This is a genomic window from Novosphingobium aromaticivorans DSM 12444, assembly GCF_000013325.1.
Taxonomy (GTDB): Bacteria; Pseudomonadota; Alphaproteobacteria; order Sphingomonadales; family Sphingomonadaceae; genus Novosphingobium; species Novosphingobium aromaticivorans.
On record NC_007794.1, the window covers coordinates 308,408 to 327,484 of the forward strand.

At 66.9% G+C, this 19,077-nt stretch carries 15 protein-coding genes; 5 read left to right on the forward strand and 10 right to left on the reverse strand.

Annotated features, from left to right (window positions below; all coding sequences use genetic code 11):
* Positions 1-127: 127 nt before the first annotated feature.
* The 3 genes from prmC to hisS all read right to left on the reverse strand — a co-directional run bounded on the left by prmC (position 128) and on the right by hisS (position 3,520).
* On the reverse strand, positions 128-994 hold the full coding sequence (prmC, locus tag SARO_RS01440; RefSeq protein ID WP_041549908.1) for a peptide chain release factor N(5)-glutamine methyltransferase: 867 nt from the start codon (positions 992-994) through the stop codon (positions 128-130).
* Positions 995-1,074: 80 nt separating this feature from the next.
* Positions 1,075-2,139 (reverse strand): peptide chain release factor 1, encoded by a 1,065-nt coding sequence (gene prfA / locus SARO_RS01445; protein ID WP_011443950.1) that lies wholly within the window; start codon positions 2,137-2,139, stop codon positions 1,075-1,077.
* Positions 2,140-2,260: 121 nt separating this feature from the next.
* Positions 2,261-3,520, reverse strand: a complete 1,260-nt coding sequence (gene hisS / locus SARO_RS01450; RefSeq protein ID WP_011443951.1) for a histidine--tRNA ligase — start codon at positions 3,518-3,520, stop codon at positions 2,261-2,263.
* Positions 3,521-3,620: 100 nt separating this feature from the next.
* Between hisS and SARO_RS01455 the strand changes: the two genes are divergently transcribed.
* The 3 genes from SARO_RS01455 to ppa all read left to right on the forward strand — a co-directional run bounded on the left by SARO_RS01455 (position 3,621) and on the right by ppa (position 6,922).
* Positions 3,621-5,573 carry a M61 family metallopeptidase gene (locus tag SARO_RS01455; RefSeq protein ID WP_011443952.1) on the forward strand — a complete coding sequence of 651 codons (1,953 nt, stop codon included), beginning with the start codon at positions 3,621-3,623 and terminating at the stop codon, positions 5,571-5,573.
* A gap of 4 nt (positions 5,574-5,577) precedes the next feature.
* Positions 5,578-6,228 (forward strand): DUF1345 domain-containing protein, encoded by a 651-nt coding sequence (locus SARO_RS01460; protein ID WP_011443953.1) that lies wholly within the window; start codon positions 5,578-5,580, stop codon positions 6,226-6,228.
* A gap of 154 nt (positions 6,229-6,382) precedes the next feature.
* Positions 6,383-6,922, forward strand: coding sequence for an inorganic diphosphatase (ppa, locus tag SARO_RS01465; protein ID WP_011443954.1), 540 nt, complete (start codon positions 6,383-6,385; stop codon positions 6,920-6,922).
* 21 nt (positions 6,923-6,943) lie between these two features.
* On the opposite strand, the gene SARO_RS01470 is transcribed toward ppa, so the two are convergent.
* The 3 genes from SARO_RS01470 to SARO_RS01480 all read right to left on the reverse strand — a co-directional run bounded on the left by SARO_RS01470 (position 6,944) and on the right by SARO_RS01480 (position 10,113).
* Complete coding sequence (locus tag SARO_RS01470) at positions 6,944-8,287, reverse strand: mechanosensitive ion channel domain-containing protein (RefSeq protein WP_011443955.1); 1,344 nt, start codon at positions 8,285-8,287, stop codon at positions 6,944-6,946.
* 49 nt (positions 8,288-8,336) lie between these two features.
* The gene (locus SARO_RS01475; protein WP_011443956.1) at positions 8,337-9,683 is read right to left on the reverse strand and encodes a TldD/PmbA family protein; all 1,347 of its coding nucleotides are present in this window, start codon (positions 9,681-9,683) and stop codon (positions 8,337-8,339) included.
* A 61-nt stretch (positions 9,684-9,744) separates the two neighbouring features.
* Positions 9,745-10,113, reverse strand: a complete 369-nt coding sequence (locus tag SARO_RS01480) for a hypothetical protein (RefSeq protein ID WP_041550612.1) — start codon at positions 10,111-10,113, stop codon at positions 9,745-9,747.
* Positions 10,114-10,320: 207 nt separating this feature from the next.
* Here SARO_RS01480 and lptB point away from each other — a divergent pair, with 207 nt between their 5' ends.
* Entirely contained in the window at positions 10,321-11,097 is a 777-nt protein-coding gene (gene lptB / locus SARO_RS01485; RefSeq protein ID WP_041549910.1) for an LPS export ABC transporter ATP-binding protein, read from the forward strand.
* Between the two features lie 40 nt (positions 11,098-11,137).
* A complete protein-coding gene (gene rpoN / locus SARO_RS01490; RefSeq protein WP_011443959.1) occupies positions 11,138-12,634 on the forward strand; it encodes an RNA polymerase factor sigma-54 in 1,497 nt (498 codons plus the stop codon).
* Between the two features lie 95 nt (positions 12,635-12,729).
* Here rpoN and SARO_RS01495 read toward each other — a convergent pair whose 3' ends face one another.
* Genes SARO_RS01495 through SARO_RS01510 form a run of 4 tightly spaced genes read right to left on the reverse strand, consistent with a single transcriptional unit; the run spans position 12,730 to position 18,983 of the window.
* On the reverse strand, positions 12,730-13,593 hold the full coding sequence (locus SARO_RS01495; RefSeq protein WP_011443960.1) for a phosphodiesterase: 864 nt from the start codon (positions 13,591-13,593) through the stop codon (positions 12,730-12,732).
* A gap of 21 nt (positions 13,594-13,614) precedes the next feature.
* The gene (locus SARO_RS01500) at positions 13,615-15,498 is read right to left on the reverse strand and encodes a cytochrome c3 family protein (RefSeq protein WP_011443961.1); all 1,884 of its coding nucleotides are present in this window, start codon (positions 15,496-15,498) and stop codon (positions 13,615-13,617) included.
* A 7-nt stretch (positions 15,499-15,505) separates the two neighbouring features.
* A complete protein-coding gene (locus SARO_RS01505) occupies positions 15,506-16,402 on the reverse strand; it encodes a hypothetical protein (protein WP_011443962.1) in 897 nt (298 codons plus the stop codon).
* Between the two features lie 4 nt (positions 16,403-16,406).
* Positions 16,407-18,983, reverse strand: coding sequence for a cyclic nucleotide-binding domain-containing protein (locus SARO_RS01510; protein ID WP_011443963.1), 2,577 nt, complete (start codon positions 18,981-18,983; stop codon positions 16,407-16,409).
* Positions 18,984-19,077: the final 94 nt, after the last annotated feature.

Sequence of the window (19,077 nt, forward strand, 5' to 3'; positions counted from 1 at the left end):
CTCGCGTCATGCGAATCGGGGTTCCCAGCATCTGCGCTCGTCCCGGCCGCCTTGGCCGATAATCCCTGCAAATGGTGGAGCTGGCCGGGACGGGAAGCCTTCATCCGTCCCCTGCCTGAAATCACAATTAGTGGTCCGCAGGTCCCTTGCCAAGAGGAATATTGCCGATTTTCGCCATTTCCACTGCCCGGTCGCGATTGGCGAGGTCGCGATGAATGCGCGCGGTCATGCCCGAGGCCCGTGCAATGGCGGAAACGGCCTGCCCCTGCTGCCAGCCGATCTCGACGATGGCGATGCCTTGGTCGGTCAGCAGACCGGGAAGTTGGGGCACGAGAACGCGATAGTCGTCCAGGCCTTCGGGGCCGGAAAAGAGCGCCGCCGAAGGCTCGTGCGCGCGGACCGACAGGGCAAGGTCGGCCTCGTCCTCGACATAGGGCGGGTTGGACAGGATGAGATCGAACGTGCCGAGGTCGGCGCTCCAGTCGGGTTGTGTCCAGTCGCCCGGAAGGAAGCGGGCCGCGGGCGCGTGGCGGGCGCCATTGGCGCGGGCAACGGCCAAGGCTTCGGGCGAGCGTTCGATGGCGACGCCTTCGGCCTGGGGCCAGAGCGAGAGCGCGGCGAGCAGGAGCGCACCCGAGCCGGTGCCGAGATCGAGGATGCGCCTTGGCGCGGCGCGCCAGGCGAATGCCTCGCGCGCCGCCTCGACCAGGGTCTCGGTATCGCCGCGCGGGATCAGGACGGCGGGCGTGACCGCGAGGTCGAGGCCGTAGAACTCGGCGCTGCCTATGATGTAGGCGACGGGCTCGTGCCCAAGGCGCCGTTCGACCAGCGCGGCGAAGCCTTCCGGCGCTGCGCCGGTCATGTGTCGCAGCAGCAGGTCCGTGCGCGAGCAGCCGAGCGCATGGGCCATCAGGACTTCGGCATCGAGCCGTGCGGTGTCACTGGTGGCGGACAGGCGCTGCGTGGCGGCGCGAATGGCGTCGGCAACGGTCATGCCGCGCAAACGGGCCTCAACCAGCCGGGCAGGACCGGCGTGCTTTCCGAATTTCGGGCCAAGCGTCCTGTCTTGCGCATTCAGCCATCCATCGCCGCCAGCCGCTTGGACTGGTCCTCGGCGATCAGGGCATCGATCAGTTCGGCAAGACCGGGGCCTTCGAGGATCTCGGGCAGGCGGTGCAGGGTCAGGTTGATGCGATGATCGGTCACGCGCCCTTGCGGGAAATTGTAGGTGCGGATGCGTTCCGAGCGGTCGCCGCTGCCGACCATGGCCTTGCGCGCTTCGGCCTCGGCGCCCTGCGCGGCCTCGCGGCGCATGTCGTAGAGCCGGGTGCGCAGGACCTGCATGGCCTTGGCCTTGTTCTTGTGCTGGCTGCGCTCGTCCTGGCAGGTGACGACGAGGCCGGAGGGGAGGTGGGTGATGCGCACCGCCGAATCGGTGGTGTTCACGTGTTGCCCGCCCGCCCCGCTGGCGCGGTAGATGTCGATCTTGAGGTCCTTGTCCTCGATCGCCACGTCGACCTCGTCCGGTTCGGGCAGGACGGCGACGGTGGCGGCGGAAGTGTGGATGCGGCCACCGCTTTCGGTCACGGGCACGCGCTGCACGCGGTGGACGCCGCTCTCGAACTTCAGCTTGGCGAAGACGCCCTGCCCGGCGACGTTGGCGACCACTTCCTTGTAGCCGCCCAGATCGTTGGCGTTGACGCTGATCGTCTCGACCCGCCAGCCTTGCTCGGCGGCGTAGCGTTCGTACATGCGGAACAGGTCGGCGGCGAACAGCGCGGCCTCGTCGCCGCCGGTGCCGGCGCGGATTTCGAGCATGGCCGGGCGTGCGTCAGCCGAATCGCGCGGCAGCATGGCCACGGCGAGACGGTGCTCGGCCTCGGGCAGCTCGGCGCGGATGCGGGCGAGTTCCTCGTCGGCCAGCTCACGCATGTCGGGGTCGTCGAGCGCGGCAAGGCTGACGAGTTCGCCGCGCATCTCGCGCACTTCCTCGGCCACGCGGGCGACAGGCTCGAGCTCGGCATAGTCGCGGCTGGCCGCGATGAAATCGGCGCCTTCAAGCGTGCCCGAAGCCAGGCGCGCCTCGAGTTCGGCGAAGCGGGCTGCGATCTGGGCGAGGCGGGCGTCGGAAACGCTCAAGTTGCTGTCCTCACTTCGTCATGCTGAACTTGCTTCAGCATCCGTCCCTCCGCAGGCGACTTCCGTGCGGGGGGGAAAGATGGACCCTGAAACAAGTTCAGGGTGACGGGGGGCATCCGGCTCACTGAGCGCCATACTTTGCAACTGCTGCTTCGAGCTGTCCGCGAAGCGCAGTTGCCGCGTCGTCCTCGACACGAAAGCGTGCAGCCGGCTGGCCATCGCGCATGGCCAGCGCAAGGATGGCCTTCGCTCCCATCTTGACCGCCTTGTCGAACCGCTTGCGCGCCGAACCGGAAGCGACGAGTTCCGCTGAAACGCCCTCGCGGCGCAAGCGGGAGACCTGTTCGATGCCGCTGGTGAGAAGAGCGTCGTCCTCGACCACCACGATTACATCGGTCCTGGCTTCGCCCTTTTCGCCAACCAGCATCGCCAGCCGCTCGATCCCCGCCGCCCAGCCGACCGCAGGGGTTGCCGCGCCGCCCAGCGCTTCCATCAGGCCGTCATAGCGGCCGCCGCCGAGCACGGTGCCTTGCGCGCCGAGGCGGTCCGTGACGAATTCGAAGGCGGTGTGGCGGTAGTAGTCGAGGCCACGCACCAGGGCGGGGGCGCGAGTCCATTCGACGCCGGCAGCGTCGAGGCCCGAGGTGACCTTGCCGAAGAAGTCCTGTGCCTCGGCGCTCAGGAAATCGTCGATCCTGGGCGCGTCGGCGGTGAAGGGCTTGTCGCGCGGGTCCTTGCTGTCGAGGATGCGCAAGGGGTTGCGCTCGAGCCGGTCCTGCGAATCCTCGGAAAGCTCGGCCTTGTGGGCGCGGAAGTATTCGACCAGCGCGGCCCGCCAGGCCTCGCGGCTGGCGCCGTCGCCAAGGGTGTTGAGCTGGAGCGTGACCGCGCCGGGATCATTGGCGCCAATGCCCAGTTCCTTGAGGAGCTGGTCGGCCATGACGAGGAGTTCGACGTCCGCCTGCGGTTCGCCCGCGCCGATGATCTCGGCGTCGATCTGGTGGAACTGGCGGTAGCGGCCCTTCTGCGGGCGTTCGTAGCGGAACAGCGGCCCATGCGTCGCGACCTTGAGCGGCGCGTACTGCTGCCAGCCGTCGGTGAGGTAGGCGCGGGCGATGCCGGCGGTGAATTCGGGGCGCAGCGTCAGCGATTCCCCGCCGCGATCCTCGAACGAGTACATTTCCTTGGAGACCACGTCGGTCGTCTCGCCCAGCGAGCGGCTGAACACGGCGGTCTTTTCGAACACCGGCATCTCGACGCGGCGGAAGCGGTAGAGCTTGCGCACGCGCTCGAAGGTCTCGACGACGAAGGCGAAGGCTTCCGCGTCGGGGCCGAAGATGTCCTGGGTGCCGCGGATGGGCTGGGGCGTTTGCGTACTCATGGTGCGCGCGATTAGCCCGAAAGGGACAAAACGGAAAGGTTGCAAAAAGGTGGCGGTGACTGGTTGCGGATGCGACCGCTTCGCGTCATGACTGACACCCATGTTCAAGACGCTCGCGGCAGCACCGCTCCTTCTCGCCCTTTCCGTTTCAACTCAGGCTCTTGCGGCGAACTCTGCGCCGATGGCCGTGCCGATCGCGCAGACCGTGCCGGACGCGCAGGACGTGGCCTATCCGGGCACAATGACGCTCGACATCGACGCGTCGGACGTCGTGCGCGGGGCCTATCGCGTGACCCAGACCATTCCGGTGGTGGCGGGCGCGAAGGAGCTGATCCTGCTTTACCCGCAGTGGCTGCCCGGCAACCACGGGCCGCGCGGGCCGCTGGCCGAACTCGTCGGCGTGCAGTTCTTCGTCGACGGCAAGCCGGTGGAATGGAAGCGCGACCGGGTCGAGGTCTATGCCTTCCACGTCACCCTGCCGGCCGGCGCGAAGGAGGTCGTGGCCAAGCTGATCCACACCTCGCCGCTGCAATCTTCGGAAGGGCGCATTACGATGACACCCGAGATGCTCAACCTGCAGTGGGAGAAGATGAGCCTCTATCCCGCCGGTCACTATGTCCGCCGCATTCGCGTGAAGCCGACCGTAACCCTGCCGCAGGGCTGGACGCCCGCCACCGCGCTCGACGGAATGAGCATGAGCGGCAACCGCGCGACCTGGGCCGAAACCGACTACGAGACGCTGGTCGATTCGCCGATCTTCGCGGGCAAGAACTTCCGCAAGTGGGACCTCGGGCAGAACGTCACGCTCAACGTCGTCTCCGACAAGCCGGAGCAGCTCGAGGCCAAGCCCGAGCATATCGCCGCGCACAAGGCGCTGGTCGAGGAAGCGCGGATCGCGTTCGGCGCGAACCATTTCGACCACTACGAGTTCCTGCTGGCGCTGTCGGACAAGATCGGCGGCATCGGGCTGGAACATCACCGGTCGAGCGAGAACCAGCTCGAACCCGAGGCCTTCACCGAATGGGCCAAGCAGGAATGGGACCGCAATCTGCTGCCGCACGAGTATTCGCACTCGTGGTCGGGCAAGTTCCGCCGTCCGTCGCGCCTGTGGACGCCCGACTATCGCCAGCCGATGCAGGGCGACCTGCTGTGGACCTACGAAGGGCAGGACCAGTTCTGGGGCGCGGTGCTGGCCAGCCGTTCGGGCATGCAGGGCAAGGACATGGTGCTGGGCATGCTGGCGGCATGGGCGGGCGGCTTCACCCAGCAGCCGGGCCGCGAATGGCGTTCGGTCGAGGATACCGGGTTCGACCCGGTCTTCGCCTCGCGCAAGCCGAAGCCCTACTCGTCGCTGGCCCGCAACGAGGACTACTACACCGAAGGCGCGCTGGTCTGGCTGGAAATCGACCAGATCCTTCGCGAAGGCACCGGCGGCAAGAAGTCCATCGACGACTTCGCCAAGTCGTTCTTCGGCATGAATCCGGGGGACTGGGGCCAGATCCCGTTCGAGGTGGACGAGATCGTCACCAAGCTGAACGCGCTTTATCCCTATGACTGGGCCAAGCTGATCGACACCCGCATCAACCAGCCGGGCCAGCCCGCGCCGCTGAACGGGATCGAGAAGGGCGGCTACAAGCTGGTCTGGAAGGAAGAGCCCAATCCCTACATGAAGGCGGCGATCGATTTCGGCAAAGGCCTGAGCCTTTCCAACTCGATCGGCATTTCGCTCGACAAGGACGGCAAGGTCACCGGCACGCGCTGGGACAGCCCGGCCTTCAATGCGGGAATCGTGACCGGTACGCAGATCATGGCGGTGAACGGCACCGCCTATAGCGCGGATGACCTCAAGAAGGCGATCACCGCAGCCAAGGGTGACAAGGGCCAGCCGCTCGAACTGCTGGTCAAGCGCGGCAGCCGGTTCGAGACCGTGAAGCTCGATTACCGGGATGGCCTGCGTTATCCGTGGCTCGAGCGCGTGGCGCCGGGCAAGGCGCCGACCGGGCTCGACCTGCTGCTCGAACCCCGGCGCCCCGGCGCGGCGAAGAAGAAGTAAGGGCGTGGCGCGCGGCGGGGCAAAGCTGGGCAACCGGCTGGCACCCGCGCGCTTCGTGCTGTTTCTCGTGCTGCTGGTCGCCGCGTTCGCCGGCGACCGGCTGCTGCTGGAGCCAGGGAGCCTTGCCGATAGCCTGGCCATGAGCTTCGATATCGCCGCGCTGGTGTTCCTCGTCTCGCTCATCCCGCTGCTTCGAGGCGCAGGGACAGCCAGGATGCGCCGCCATGCCGCCGAAAACGATGCCAATCGCGTTCTGGTGCTGATGGTGACGACCATCGTCACGATGGTCGTGCTGGCGGCGATTTCGGGAGAGTTGCCGCCAGCATCGGCGGGAGACCGGCTGGCGATGGTCAAGCTGATCGGCACGCTGCTGCTGGCCTGGCTCTTCACCAACATGGTCTATGCGCTGCATTACGCGCACCTCTACTATTCCAGCCACGATGGAACGGATCGGGGCGGGATCGAGTTTCCCGGCACGCGGACGCCCGACTATCTCGATTTCGCATATTTCAGCTTCACGCTGGGCATGACCTTCCAGACATCGGACACCCAGATCACCGCGCGCACGATCCGTCGCATCGCGACGATGCATTCGTTCGTCGCGTTCGTGTTCAACATCGGGGTCGTTGCCTTCACGATCAACGCGCTGGGCTAGCGGCCGACCGGCCTGCCAAGCGGGCCATCAGGCGGTCCATCAGGCGGACCGTCAGCCGATCGTGCCGTTAAATCGCCATAAGTCTTGTTGCGGCGCACAAGCGCCTTCGCTAGGGGCGGGGCCATCATCTCCACCCCACTAGACAGGGCAGACCATGCGCATCGACATGATTCCCACCGGCGACAATCCGCCGGAAAGCCTCAACGTCATCATCGAGGTTCCCGTCGGCGGTGAGCCGGTGAAGTACGAATTCGACAAGGCTTCCGGCGCCCTGTTCGTCGACCGCATCCTGCACACGCCGATGCGCTACCCGGCAAACTATGGCTTCGTGCCGCACACCCTCTCGCCCGATGGCGACCCGCTCGACGCGCTGGTCATCGCGCGGTCGCCGTTCGTGGCAGGCTCGGTCGTCCGCGCCCGTCCCATCGCGGTGCTCAACCTCGAGGACGAGCATGGCGGCGACGAGAAGCTGGTCTGCGTGCCCGTCGACTCGACCTTCCCGTACTACTCCGACGTCAAGGAACGTGACGACCTGCCCGAGATCGTGATGCAGCAGATCGAACACTTCTTCACCCACTACAAGGACCTGGAAAAGGACAAGTGGGTCCGCGTCGGCACCTGGGGCGACGCCGAGGATGCCAAGCGCATCACCATCGAGGCGATCGAACGCGCCAAGGCCGCCAAGGCCGCCTGATCCGTCCGGCTTCCCGCCGCCTCATTCCACGGGGCGGCGGGAATCGAGCAGGTCCTTGCCGCCTTCGTCGCCGGACCGCTCCTCGCGCACCATCCGCTCCATGTGGCGATCGGGCGCGACATCGTCCACATCGGCATCGCCTGCCCTCGGTTCCGCGGATTGCGGAGGCGGCGGATGCGCTTCGCTGTCCAGATGGACCCGGTACTCCGGCCCTTCGGCGGCGTAGCCCGCGTCGCGCAGCGCCCGGCGCACAGCTTCCATCGCACGCGTGCGGCCCTTGCCGAAATCGGCGCGCGTCTGGTCGATCCAGCCCGCGAAACGCAGGACCTGCACCGAGCCCGATAGATCCGCGATCTCCGCCGTGGGCCTCGGATCGCCGAGCACCCAGTCGAGCTTCTTCAGCACGTCGAGCGCGATGGCCTGCGCCCGGCAGGGATCGCCTGCATGGTCGATGCTGTAGTCGAACTGGAAGCGGCGTTCGGGGTTGGTGGTGAAATTGGTGATGACCGCCTTGAACACAGTTGCGTTGGGCACGCGCAAGTGATTGCCGTCCGGCGTCAACAAGACGGTCGCGCGGCTGGTCAGGCGGACCACGCGGCCTTCGTGCTGGTCGATCCTGACGTTGTCGTTGGCGCGGAAGGGCTGGCGTACCGAGAGCATCAGCGACGATACATAGTTGTCGATCGAATCGCGAACGGCCAGGCCGACCGCCAGGCCGAGCACGCCCGCGCCCCCGAGGACCGCGCCGAGCAGCGCCGTCGCACCGACGATGTCGAGCGCGAGCACGACCCCGCCGACGACGAAGGCGAAGCGGATTGCGGTGGCGATGAGTTCGGCGAGGAAGGGGTTGGGTGCGACGCGCTGCCAGACCGCCTTGCGCGCCGCGATGGCATATCCCAGCGCACCGACGAGAAAGGCGACGAGCATCGCGATCGCGATCAGCGGCACCGCGCGGGCGAACTCGTTCAACCGGCCGGTGACCCCGGAGAGGGCGGGATTGAGGTTCCTTTCGACGCCCAGGTCGCGTTCCAGCCGGTTCTGGACGGTGACCACGCCGGAAAGGCGGCTGGCGATGCCTTCGGCCTGCGCGATGGTCTTGTCGTCGGGTACGATGCCGGTGAGCGTGACGACGCCTGCGGCCACGCGCACGCCGGTTCCCCTCAGCGCGGGAATTTCATCGAAGATCGCGCGGATGCGTGCGGCAAGGCGGGCGTCCTCGTCGGGTGCCGGCTGGGCGGATATCACCGGGGCCGGAGTGCTGGCGCTGGCCGAGGGGGCAGGCTTGGGAAGCTTGGGCAGAGCTGCCTGAGCGCCAAGGGGCGCTGCCGCCAGCAGGGCGCCCAGCAGGAACGGGGGAAGCATCATGCGGACAAAAGCCGCCAGCGCCCCGCGCGGTTCCCGATGCCGGTGCCGGTCAGTCGCCGGCGATGCTCATCCCGTCCACGCGCAGGGTCGGCGTGTCGATGCCGCGATAGACTTCGAGATCGTTGGCTGCGGTAAGCGCGGCGAACATGTCGATGAGGTTGCCTGCCACGGTGAATTCGGCAATCGCCTCGGCGATTTCGCCGTTCACGATCCGAAAGCCCGATGCGCCGCGGCTGTAGTCGCCCGTGACGGCATTCACGCCCTGGCCGATCAGTTCGGTCACATAGACCCCGTCGGCGATGTCGGCCATCAGTTCAGCCGGGGTCACCGTGCCGGGTTCGAGGACCACGTTGCTCGCGGTGACGTGCGGCGCGCCGGACGCCCCGCGCGATGCGTGGCCGGTGGGGCGGCTGCCGAGTTGCCGGGCAGCGGCGGTATCCATCAGCCAGCCGGTCAGCTTGCCCGCGTCCACCAGCTTGCGCGGCGCGGTTGGCAGGCCTTCGCCGTCGAACGGGCGCGAGCGCATGCCGCGAATGGACAGGGGGTCGTCCGAAATGGTGATCGCGCTGTCGAACAGCTGGGCGCCGTCCCGGTCCAGAAGGAAGCTGGCGCGGCGGGCGATCGATGCACCCGACATGGCGCCGAGGAGGTGTCCGACAAGGCTGTTGGCGACGCGCGGGTCGAACACGACGGGCACCTGGCCGCTCTTCACCCGACCGGGGTTGAGGCGGCGGACCGCGCGCTCGCCCGCTTCAGCGCCGATCCGGGCCGGGGGCAGCAGGTCTGCCGCGTGGCGCGTGCTGCGCCAGGAATAGTCGCGCTGCATCGCGCTGCCTTCGCCGGCAACGACGCTGGCGGAAATGCTGTGGCTCGATGCGGCGTAGGCGCCGGAAAAGCCGTGGCTGGTGGCAAGTGCGAAAAGGCCGCGCCCCGCGCTGGCGCTTCCGCCCTCGCTGTTGGTCACGCCCGCGATGGCGCGCGCCGCATCTTCCGCTTCCTCGGCCAGGCGGCGCAGGTCCTGGGGGCTGCGTTCGGTGGCGTCGTCGAGGTCGAGATCGGGCACAGGGCCGCGAAACAGCATGTCTTCGGGCGCGAGGCCTGCGAACTTGTCGGCGGGGGCCAGTCGGGCCATGGCAACCGCGCGGCTGGCCAGTTCGTCAAGCGCGGCATCGCCGAGGTCGGTCGATCCGATGGAGGCTGAAGCGCCGCCGACGAAGACGCGCAGGCCGATGTGCTCGGATTCGGAGCGTTCCACGTCCTCGAGCGCGCCGAGGCGGACCTGCACCGATTCGGAGCCACTGGCGATGTAGACGGCATCGCCTGCATCTGCACCGGCGCGGCGTGCCCGTTCGACCAGCGCTTCGCAGCGCTCACGGGCTTCGGCGGGTGACAGCATCGACGGACCTTTCGCAGCGTATTGGGCTGCGCGGTCTAGCGTCCCGCCCGTCCGGGAGCAATCAGAACAGGGCGGAGAGCAGCTTGAAGGCCCCGGTGATGACGAAGGGCAGGACTGCGGCAAGGAGCCAGACCTTGACCTGGTCGCGCCGGAAAGCGGCGCGGAAGGCCATGTCGTGGGCCTGTTCGTCGCCAAGGTGTTCCCATCGGCGCTCGAACTGGCGGAACAAGGGGATGATCGCGGCGACCAGCATCACCAGGACGAACACGGGGAGGATCGATGCGCTTGCGCCCTGAAGCTCGTGCATGGTCACGAAAATCTGCAGGCCGGTATAGACCAGCAGGCCATAGGCGACATTGTCGCTCATCTTCTTGCGCCAGTCGACTTGGCGACGAGCCTTTGCATCCCCGTTGTGGAGGGCCTTGTTCATGGCGCTACCCCTGTTCTTGCCTGCCTTCAGGGAATAGAACACGCAGGCCACCGCCCCGCAAGGACAATTGTCGGTCGCACCATCCCGGATCGGATCAGGCAGGCGACCATGCATAAATCCTGCCAGATTGCAGCGGCGGGCTTTGCCGCGCATCCTTGAACGGCTATTGGGGAAGGCCAAGTGCTTGAGAACGACAGAGCCCCGCCGATGACACTCACCGAAGAAGCCCCCGCTGCCGTCAATGCCGCGCCGCCGATTCCGCAAGGCGGGCTCGAGGTCGTGTCCATTGCCAAGTCCTACGACAAGCGCGCGGTGCTTACCGATATCTCGCTTTCCGTGGGCAAGGGCGAAGTGCTGGGCCTGCTCGGGCCCAACGGCGCCGGCAAGACGACGTGCTTCTATTCGATCATGGGTCTCGTCCGTCCGGATTCGGGGCGCATCCTTCTCGATGGCGTCGATATCACCAAGCTGCCGATGTACCGCCGCGCGATCCTCGGGCTGGGCTACCTGCCGCAGGAAACCTCGATCTTCCGGGGCATGACGGTCGAGCAGAACATCTCGACCGTGCTCGAACTGATCGAACCGGACAAGGCCACGCGCGAGGCGGAACTTGAACGGCTGCTCGACGAATTCGGCCTGGCGCGGCTGCGCTCCAGTCCGGCGATGGCGCTTTCCGGCGGTGAGCGCCGCCGCTGCGAAATCGCCCGTGCCCTTGCCGCGCGGCCTTCGATCATCCTGCTCGACGAACCTTTCGCCGGCATCGACCCGCTTTCGATCAGCGACATCCGGCATCTGGTGAAGGATCTCAAGGGGCGCGGCATCGGCGTCCTCATCACCGACCACAACGTGCGCGAGACGCTCGACATCGTCGACCGTGCCTGCATCATCTATGGCGGGCAGGTGCTTTTCGCGGGCAGCCCGGAAGCGCTCGTGGCCGATGCCAACGTGCGGCGGCTCTATCTGGGTGAAGGCTTCACCCTGTGACGATGGCCGGCTGATGCGGATCTCGGGGGGGATCTAGGCCATGGCGCTCGGGCCGAGGCTCGATATCCGGCAGACCCAGTCGCTGGTGATGACGCCGCAGCTCCAGCAGGCGATCAAGCTGCTGGCGTTGTCGAACCTCGAGGTCGAGGCCTTCATCGGCGAGGCGCTGGAGGCCAATCCGCTGCTCGAAATCGGTGAGACGGCACCCGCCGAGGCGGTCGACGCCGGCCCCGAAGACCTGCGCCGCACGCATCTCGAATCCTCGCCGGTAGACCAGCTCGTTGCCGAGGGGCGGGTGGAGGAGGATCGCCCGCTCGACATCGATGTCACTGCGCTCGACCGCGATCGGGACACCGGGGATGGCGATTTCGGGGGCGGCACGCTCGAGTTGTCCTCGACCCGCGAAAGTGGCGGCGGCGAGGGGCCGGACATCGACGAACGGGGGCGCATCGAGGAAACGCTTGCCGAACATCTCCACGCCCAGATCGGCGCGACGACCTCGGACGCGCAGCTCCTCTTCGTCGCCCGCTGGCTGATCGACCAGCTCGACGAGGCAGGATATCTCGCCATGCCGATTGGCGAAGTGGCCGAGGCGCTGGGCCTTTCGCCGCTGGTGGTCGAGCGGGCGCTGGCTCTCGTCCAGTCGCTCGACCCGACCGGGGTCGGCGCACGCAACCTGGCGGAATGCATCGCGCTCCAGGCCCGGGAGGCGGACCGCTATGATCCGTGCATGGCGCGGCTGATCGACAATCTGGAACTTGTTGCGCGCGGCGAGATCGCGCGGCTGAAACGCCTGTGCCAGGTCGACGACGAGGACTTTGCCGACATGCTGGCCGAGCTGCGCGGCTACGACCCGCGCCCCGGCCTGCGCTTCGGCGGGGGCGCGGCGGAGCCGGTCGTGCCCGATATCCTGGTGCGCGCGGCAAAGGGCGGCTGGGACATCGCGCTCAATCAGGCGACCCTGCCGCGCCTCGTCGTCAATCGCAGCTACTACGTGGAGATGCGCGGGGCCTGTGTCGGCAAGGAGGCCAAGGCCTGGCTGGGGGAGAAGCTGGCCGACGCGAACTGGCTGCTGAAGGCGCTCGACCAGCGGCAGAAGACCATCCTCAAGGTCGCGGCCGAGATCGTGAAGCAGCAGGACGGCTTCTTCCGGCACGGCGTCGCGCACTTGCGCCCGTTGACGCTGAAGACCGTGGCCGAAGCGATATCGATGCATGAATCGACCGTCAGCCGCGTGACTTCGAACAAGTACCTCCATTGCGACCGGGGTACCTTCGAGCTGAAGTATTTCTTCACTTCGGGCGTCGGCTCTTCCGACGGTGAGGGCGCTTCGGCCGCGGCGGTGAAGGCTGCGATCCGCCAGCTCATCGATGCCGAGGACCCCAAGGCAATCCTTTCGGACGATGCCCTGGTCGATCTGCTCAAGGCGCGGGGCTTCGACCTTGCCCGGCGCACGGTCGCCAAGTACCGCGAGGCGATCGGGCTCGGAAGTTCGGTCCAGCGCCGCCGCCAGAAAACACTCGCCGGGGTGCGCTGACGCCCTGTTGCGACGGATTGCTGGCCTTCACGCCCGACGTCCTTGTACGTGACATTCCCGCCCGGTCGGGCAAGCTCGCAATCGCGAAGTAGCGCCTATTCCGCGGCCTGCGCGCCGGGACGCTCGGCCAGCATATGCTGGATCATGCCCTGGAGGTTTGCGTCGTAGCGCGCCAGCACCTGATGGTCTTCCGCGGTGTCCCAGTGCGTGATCAGTTCGCGCCCGTTGAACCAGTGCAGGGCATAGCCGGGCGGGTCGGCAATGATCAGGTTGCGCTGGTCGGGAACGTCGGGGTCGATCGGCCTCAGGTCGAGCGCCACTTGAGGCGCGGTGGAGGGGCAGGTGGCGACCACGGTGCCTTCCCAGGCGGTCGTGATGGCGCGGTGAATGTGGCCGCAGACCACGCCCACGACATTGGTCCGCCCGCGCAGGCATTGGCCCAGCCGCTCGACCCAGGGTTCGGCCGGGTCGGTGTTCATCCAGGCGATGCCGACTTCGACCGGAGGATGATGTTGCACGATCAGCGTGCGGGTATCCGGCGCTTCGTCGAGCCGAGCCTTGAGCCATCGCGCGCGCACGTCGCAGAATGCGCCGCCGTGCCGCCCTTCCTCGAGCGTGTCGAGCACGATGATCCGCAAGGGGCCGGCGTCGACGATATACTGGAGAAAGCCGTCGGTGAAGGCGGCCTCGGGAAAGACGGCCGAGAAGGTCTCGCGCTCGTCGTGGTTGCCCAGCGCATAGTGCACCGGGAAGGGCAGGTTCGAGAATGCGTCGCGCAGGCGTTCGTAGCTTTCGCGGTCGCCCCGGTCAATCAGGTCGCCGGTGGCGAGCAGCAGGTCGGGGCGCGGGTCCATCGCCGCCAGTTCCGCCAGAACGCGATCCAGCCGCTGGCGGTTGAATTCATCCGGGGAATCCGGCTCGAACCCCAGGTGAATGTCGGTAACCTGCGCTATCAGCATCGTCCCCCCTCTTGAGGCCGGTCAGCGCAGATTGGCCGGGAAGCGCGGACGCTCCGCCAACGCCACGGTCTGTGCAACGTCCTTCTTTCTGTCCTTCTTGGGCGCCCAGGGTGCCCCCGTATCCATGTGGTAGGAGTGGCACATGGCGCAGGAGGAATCGACCGGGTCCTTCACCGAAACGGTTGCAAGCTTTGCCCCCTCGCCGCCCACGTGACAGGTGCGGCAGCCGCCCTTGCCATCGATGCCGGGAACCAGCAGGTCGCTGGCCCGGTTGGAGCGGGCGGCTTCGGTGTGACAGTCGGCGCAATCGGACTTGTCGTGCGCCTTATGGTCGAACCAGCCCTTGTGGTAATAGCGGTCGTTCTGCGCCACCGCCCGGACCATGAAGCCGCCGGTCGCCGCCGATCCGCCGCGCGTGACCGTGTGGCAGTCGTAGCACATGCCCCCTTGCGAGAAGACCTGTGCCACGGCCTGTTCCGCGCGGGTCGGATAGAACCGCACCGCTCGGGCATAGTCGGCCGCAGTGGCACGAAGCGCCGCGTCGCCGGGAACGCGGCGGGCAAGGCCGGAAAGGTTCGCCGGACGCGCCGGCGCGCCGCCGCGATAGAACGATCGCAGTTCCGCAACGACCTGGTCGGGCCGTCCATGGCGCAGGGTGCGGAAGGTACCGCCGACCTGGTCGAAGCTGAGCGAGTGGCAGGACTGGCAGGAGTCTTCCATCACCACCGGCTTGAAGCGCGTTCCGGTCGCATCGGCCTTGTGGCAGTCCTTGCATTGCAGCGCATCGTCGGCGGCGAAGCGGCCCGGCATGCGGCGCACCATCTGGGCGATGCCGTTGGTCTTCGACAGGTGCTGGCCGTGGGTGAACTTGAGGCCATTGTCCTCCTGCAGCCCGGGCGTCCATGCGGCGCGCTGGAACAGTGGCTTGCCGCCGTCCATGCCGCCAATGATCGTCGGCTTGAACTGCGGATGGGCCGTTCCGAAATCGGCGGCATCGGCGATCTTCGTGTCGGGCAAGCGACCTTTCATCCCGCTGTGGCAATCGGCGCAGAACTTCTGCTGGGTGGCTGGCATAGCACCGGCGCCCTCGTGCTCTGTGTGACAATCGACACACCTTCCCGCAGGCCGGTTGAAAGCGTTCGCGACCGCGCGCTGGAACGCGGCCATGCCGGTCGGCTCCCCGCGCGCCCTGAGCAGACGCGCCTTGTCGGAAATGTGGTCGTGCGCGTCCTTTGTATGGCAGGTCAGGCACGCCTTGTCGGTCACCGCCACGAAGGCTTCGGTATGGCAGGCCTGGCAATCGCCCTTGAGGTTCTTGTGGGCAAGGCTGAGCGGCCCGGATGACCATGCCTGGTCGGCATGGAAGCCATCGGGGCGGCGCGCCTTTTCATGCATCGCCAGCGGCTTGTAGGTGACGTAGCTGAAGATCGGGAACGCCAGGAACGCCACCAGCACGAGGATCGCGAAAGTCCAGGCCGACATCCGCTTGCCGGGCAGCAGGCCCTTCAGCGTGTAGACCGTGGCAATGTCCTTTTCCTCGGCCGAATCCGAGACCGCTTCCACGCGCCGCACGGTGAAGGTGGGAAGGCCGGTCTCGCCGTCTCGCGAAACCGCGATGCGATGGCCGCCGAAGGTCAGCTCAGCGCCGACTGCGGGATCGAGCGATGCCTGCGTCGTGCTGCGGCCGTTTACCTCGAAGGGCTGGTCGCCGATCGAGGCAATGGCGAGGCCGCCGTCGGTTGACGCCACGACTTTCGCGTGGCGCGGATCGACGGCAAGGTCGGGCAGATGGATGCCGCAGGACGCATCGCGGCCGATGGTCAGTTCATCGCCCTCGACCGTCGAAGGGCGGACGATCTCCTCCCCACTGGACTTGAGCGCGATCTGGCGGACAAGAAAGCTCATCGTTCGCTCACCAGTAGAAGAAGACGCTGACGATATGGGCGGAGAGCGCCGCGATCAGCGCGAAGGTCACGGGCACGTGGACATAGAGCCACGCCTGCAACCAGGACTTGAGTTTCAGGTGCCGTCGCATCCGCCCCAGCATCGCTTCCTTGCGGGTGAGCAGGGCGTCGACCTTGTCGATCGGATCGTCGGCAACGCGCGGGCGATAGGCGCGCATCCGGCGCAGTTCGGCGGCGGCATGGCGCGTCGCGCACTTCGGATAGTTTCCGGTGAGGCGGTTCCAGAAGTTGCCCGCGAAGGGATCTTCGTCGAGGCTCTGGTTGACCAGCGCCGCGCTTTGCGGATCGAGCGGCTGCGCGGCGTCGTGAATCTGCCGGTCGAGCGAACGCAGCGCCTCGATCATCTGCTTTTCGGTGATCGCGCCTTCCTCGTCATAGCGATTGGCGGAAAGCGCGCGGGGCAGCGTCGCATAGACCCAGATGCCGAACACGCCCGACCCGATCACCAGCAGCATCAGCGCCCAGGCAAGGGTGTGGACGTTCCAGCCGAAATGGAATCCCGAATGGAGCGTCCCGATCACGGTCAGGCACAGGCCGAGATAGACGTGCGCGCTCGTCCACGCCTTGAGGCTCCACCGCCCCGGCGTGATCGCCCGCTTGCGCACGCCCAGCATCGTCAGCCACAGGATCAGCAGCGCCCCGACCGTGCCCAGCGCATAGCCCAGCCAGCTCGATCCGAAATGCGTGCCCGGCAGCGGCACGAAGATGTAGAGCGCGACCAGCGCCAGGGCGAGCGCGGCGGACAGCTTGCCCCAGAACATGTTGTGGTGGGACAGGAAGCCTTCGTGCGTGCTGGTCCGCTCGCGGGTGGCGCCGGTCCGCTTCTTGGGTGCGATGCTTGCCATCGGCTCAGGCCCCCTCGTTCTCGAGCCGCGCGACGGTCAGGAACTCGTCGGGCGATACGCGGATGGCGGCGCCGGTGGGGCACGCGCGCACGCAGCTTGGCCCGCCCTCGATACCGGCGCACATGTCGCACTTGATCGCCTTCTTGCGGTCCAGCAGCTCGTCAACGGCGGGGTCGCCGGTGTATTTCGTGTTCTTCTTCGACCACTTGTAGGGCGGCTCGCCCGGTCCCGGCCCGCGTCCGAAGAACAGCCACGACAGCAGCGACGGCTTCTTCGGCGGGACCTTGTCCATGCGGATCACGCCATAGGGGCAATTGCGCTGGCAATTGCCGCAGCCGATGCAGGTATCGTTGATGAAGACCTCGCCGTCCGGCCCGCGATGGATCGCATTGGGCGGGCAGTCGGCCATGCAGTGCGGATGCTCGCAGTGCCGGCAGCTCGTCGGCACGTGGAGATGAGCAAAGCTCTTGCCTGCCTCGCGGTCGAGCCGCGACAGGCCGTCATGGCTGTCGGCGCAGGCCTTTTCGCAGTTGTCGCAACCCACGCACAGGCGCTCGTCGATCAGCAGGACGTCGGTCGCCTCGCCCAGGCCCTGGGCCACGAGGAACTTGGCCTGTTCGGAATAGAGGTCGACGACGCCGGAGAAGCTGTCCTTCTTGGATTCGATGAAGGCATTGGTCGCGCGGCGCACTTCCATGTCCTTGCGCGCGCGGTCGAGCAGCGCTGGCTTTGCCGCCAGCACCCTGCCGAACGCGTCGCCATCAATGCGGATGACCTCGCTCTTGATCGCGGCCCGCACCGTCGCGGTGCGCCGTCCGCCATCGATCAGTGCCATTTCGCCGACATAGGACCCGGCCGGCAGGTAGGACAGGAACACCGGCTTTCCGCCGACTTCCTTTTCCACGATCATCGAGCCGACGCGGATGACGTAGATGTCCTTGTCCTCGTCGCCTTCCTTGATGATCGCGTCGCCTGCGCGGACCTGGACGATCTTTGACGTCTCCACCACTTCGGCAATGTCGGCGCTGGTCAGGCCCGAGCCGAACATCTGCAGGATCTGGCGCTCGGTCGAGATGCGCTCGATCGTGCGCTTGGCCGTAGGCACCTGGCTTTGCAGTTTCAGCGCGGCGTTGCGGCTGATCTCGACGCAGACGGCATCCTCGGCCGCGACGATCGTGGCGCCGCGCCGGCGCCCGGAGATGAGGCCGACCTCGCCGAAGATCGTGCCTGCGGGGATCGGAATGACCTTCGACGGGTCCTTCGGGTCGAGCCGCACGTGGACGGAACCCGAGGCAATGGCGAAGAGCGAGGAGCCGGGATCGTTCTTCTCGAACACCACGTCGCCCTTGCGATAGGCGCGCGCTTCGGAATCGAGCATGAACTCGCGCAACTGCAGCGTGGTCATGCCTTCCAGGATCGAGACGTTCGACCGCAGGAACTCGAGCCATTCGTTGACCGAGCGGTTTCCGGGCAGCCCGGCGAACTTGGCCTCCAGCAGCGGTTCGTCGGCGGGCTTCAGGTCCGTGTTGCCGTTGATGAACTCGACGACATCGTAGCCCTGGTTCATGCAATGCTTGATCAGCGGATAGCCCGCCAGCGCGCCGATCACGAAGATGCCGGGCGCGGTCGATTCGAACTGCGGCGAAAGCGTCGGGAAGGCGAGCCGGTCGGCGCTGGCGAATTCGATGCCGCACCCTTCGACGAAGGCGCGCGGCGGAGCGGAGCCGATGCGCGCGATGATCCGGTCGCAGCGGATGCGCTCCTCGCCGTCGCGCGTGGACAGCGTGATCCAGCCCGGCTCGACCGCCTTGGTCTCGGTCTCGTAGCGGATCGTCAGCTTGCCCGCCGCGTCGTCCTCGATCAGCGCCTTGGCGTTGGGCTCCTTGGCGGTAGCGAAGCTTTCCCGGACATTCGTCGACTTCGGGCTGCGATTGAGCACCGTGACGACGTTGCCCTGAGCCGGGTCTTCCACCAGGCCGCGCGCATTCTCGATCCCAGCGTCGCCCGTGCCCACCACGACGATGTGCTGGTCGAGCACCGCATAGGGATCGTCGAGCTGGTAGGTCACGTGCGGCAGGTCGCCGCCGGGACAGCGCATCAGGTTCGGGTTGCCCTGGGTGCCGATGGCCAGCACCACGTTTTGCGCCATGACCGTCTCGCCATTGGTCAGCTCTATCGCATAGGGCGGCGCGTGGCGCTGGAGTTCGGTGGTGGTGGTCGATCCGTCCCGCGCGCGGCTCACGATCTTCTGGACCGATCCGGGGATCGCAGGCCCCGTGCCCCGGATCGCCTTGACCTCGGCGTTGTACTTCACGTTCACGCCCAGTTCGGCCGTGCGCTCGTTCCACCGGCCGAGGATGTCTTCCTTCTTGCCGGCGTCGAATTCCTGGTCGGACCGCAGGATCAGCTGCGATGGCGTGGCCATCACGTGCTTGCCCTTCTGGTACTTGTAGATCGTGTCGGAAAGGTGGTCGGTCTTTTCGAGAAGCACATGCGACAGGCCAAGCTGCGCCGCACGGCTCGCAGCGCTCATCCCCGCCGGGCCGGAACCGATGATCGCAACCTTGAAAACCTCGCCCACCGGTATGCGTCCCCCGCATCGCGCGAAGAAACGGCGCCTGTTCCTGCGCCTGCCCCTTCTTCAGAACCGATTTGCGACCCCTGTCGTGGCGGAC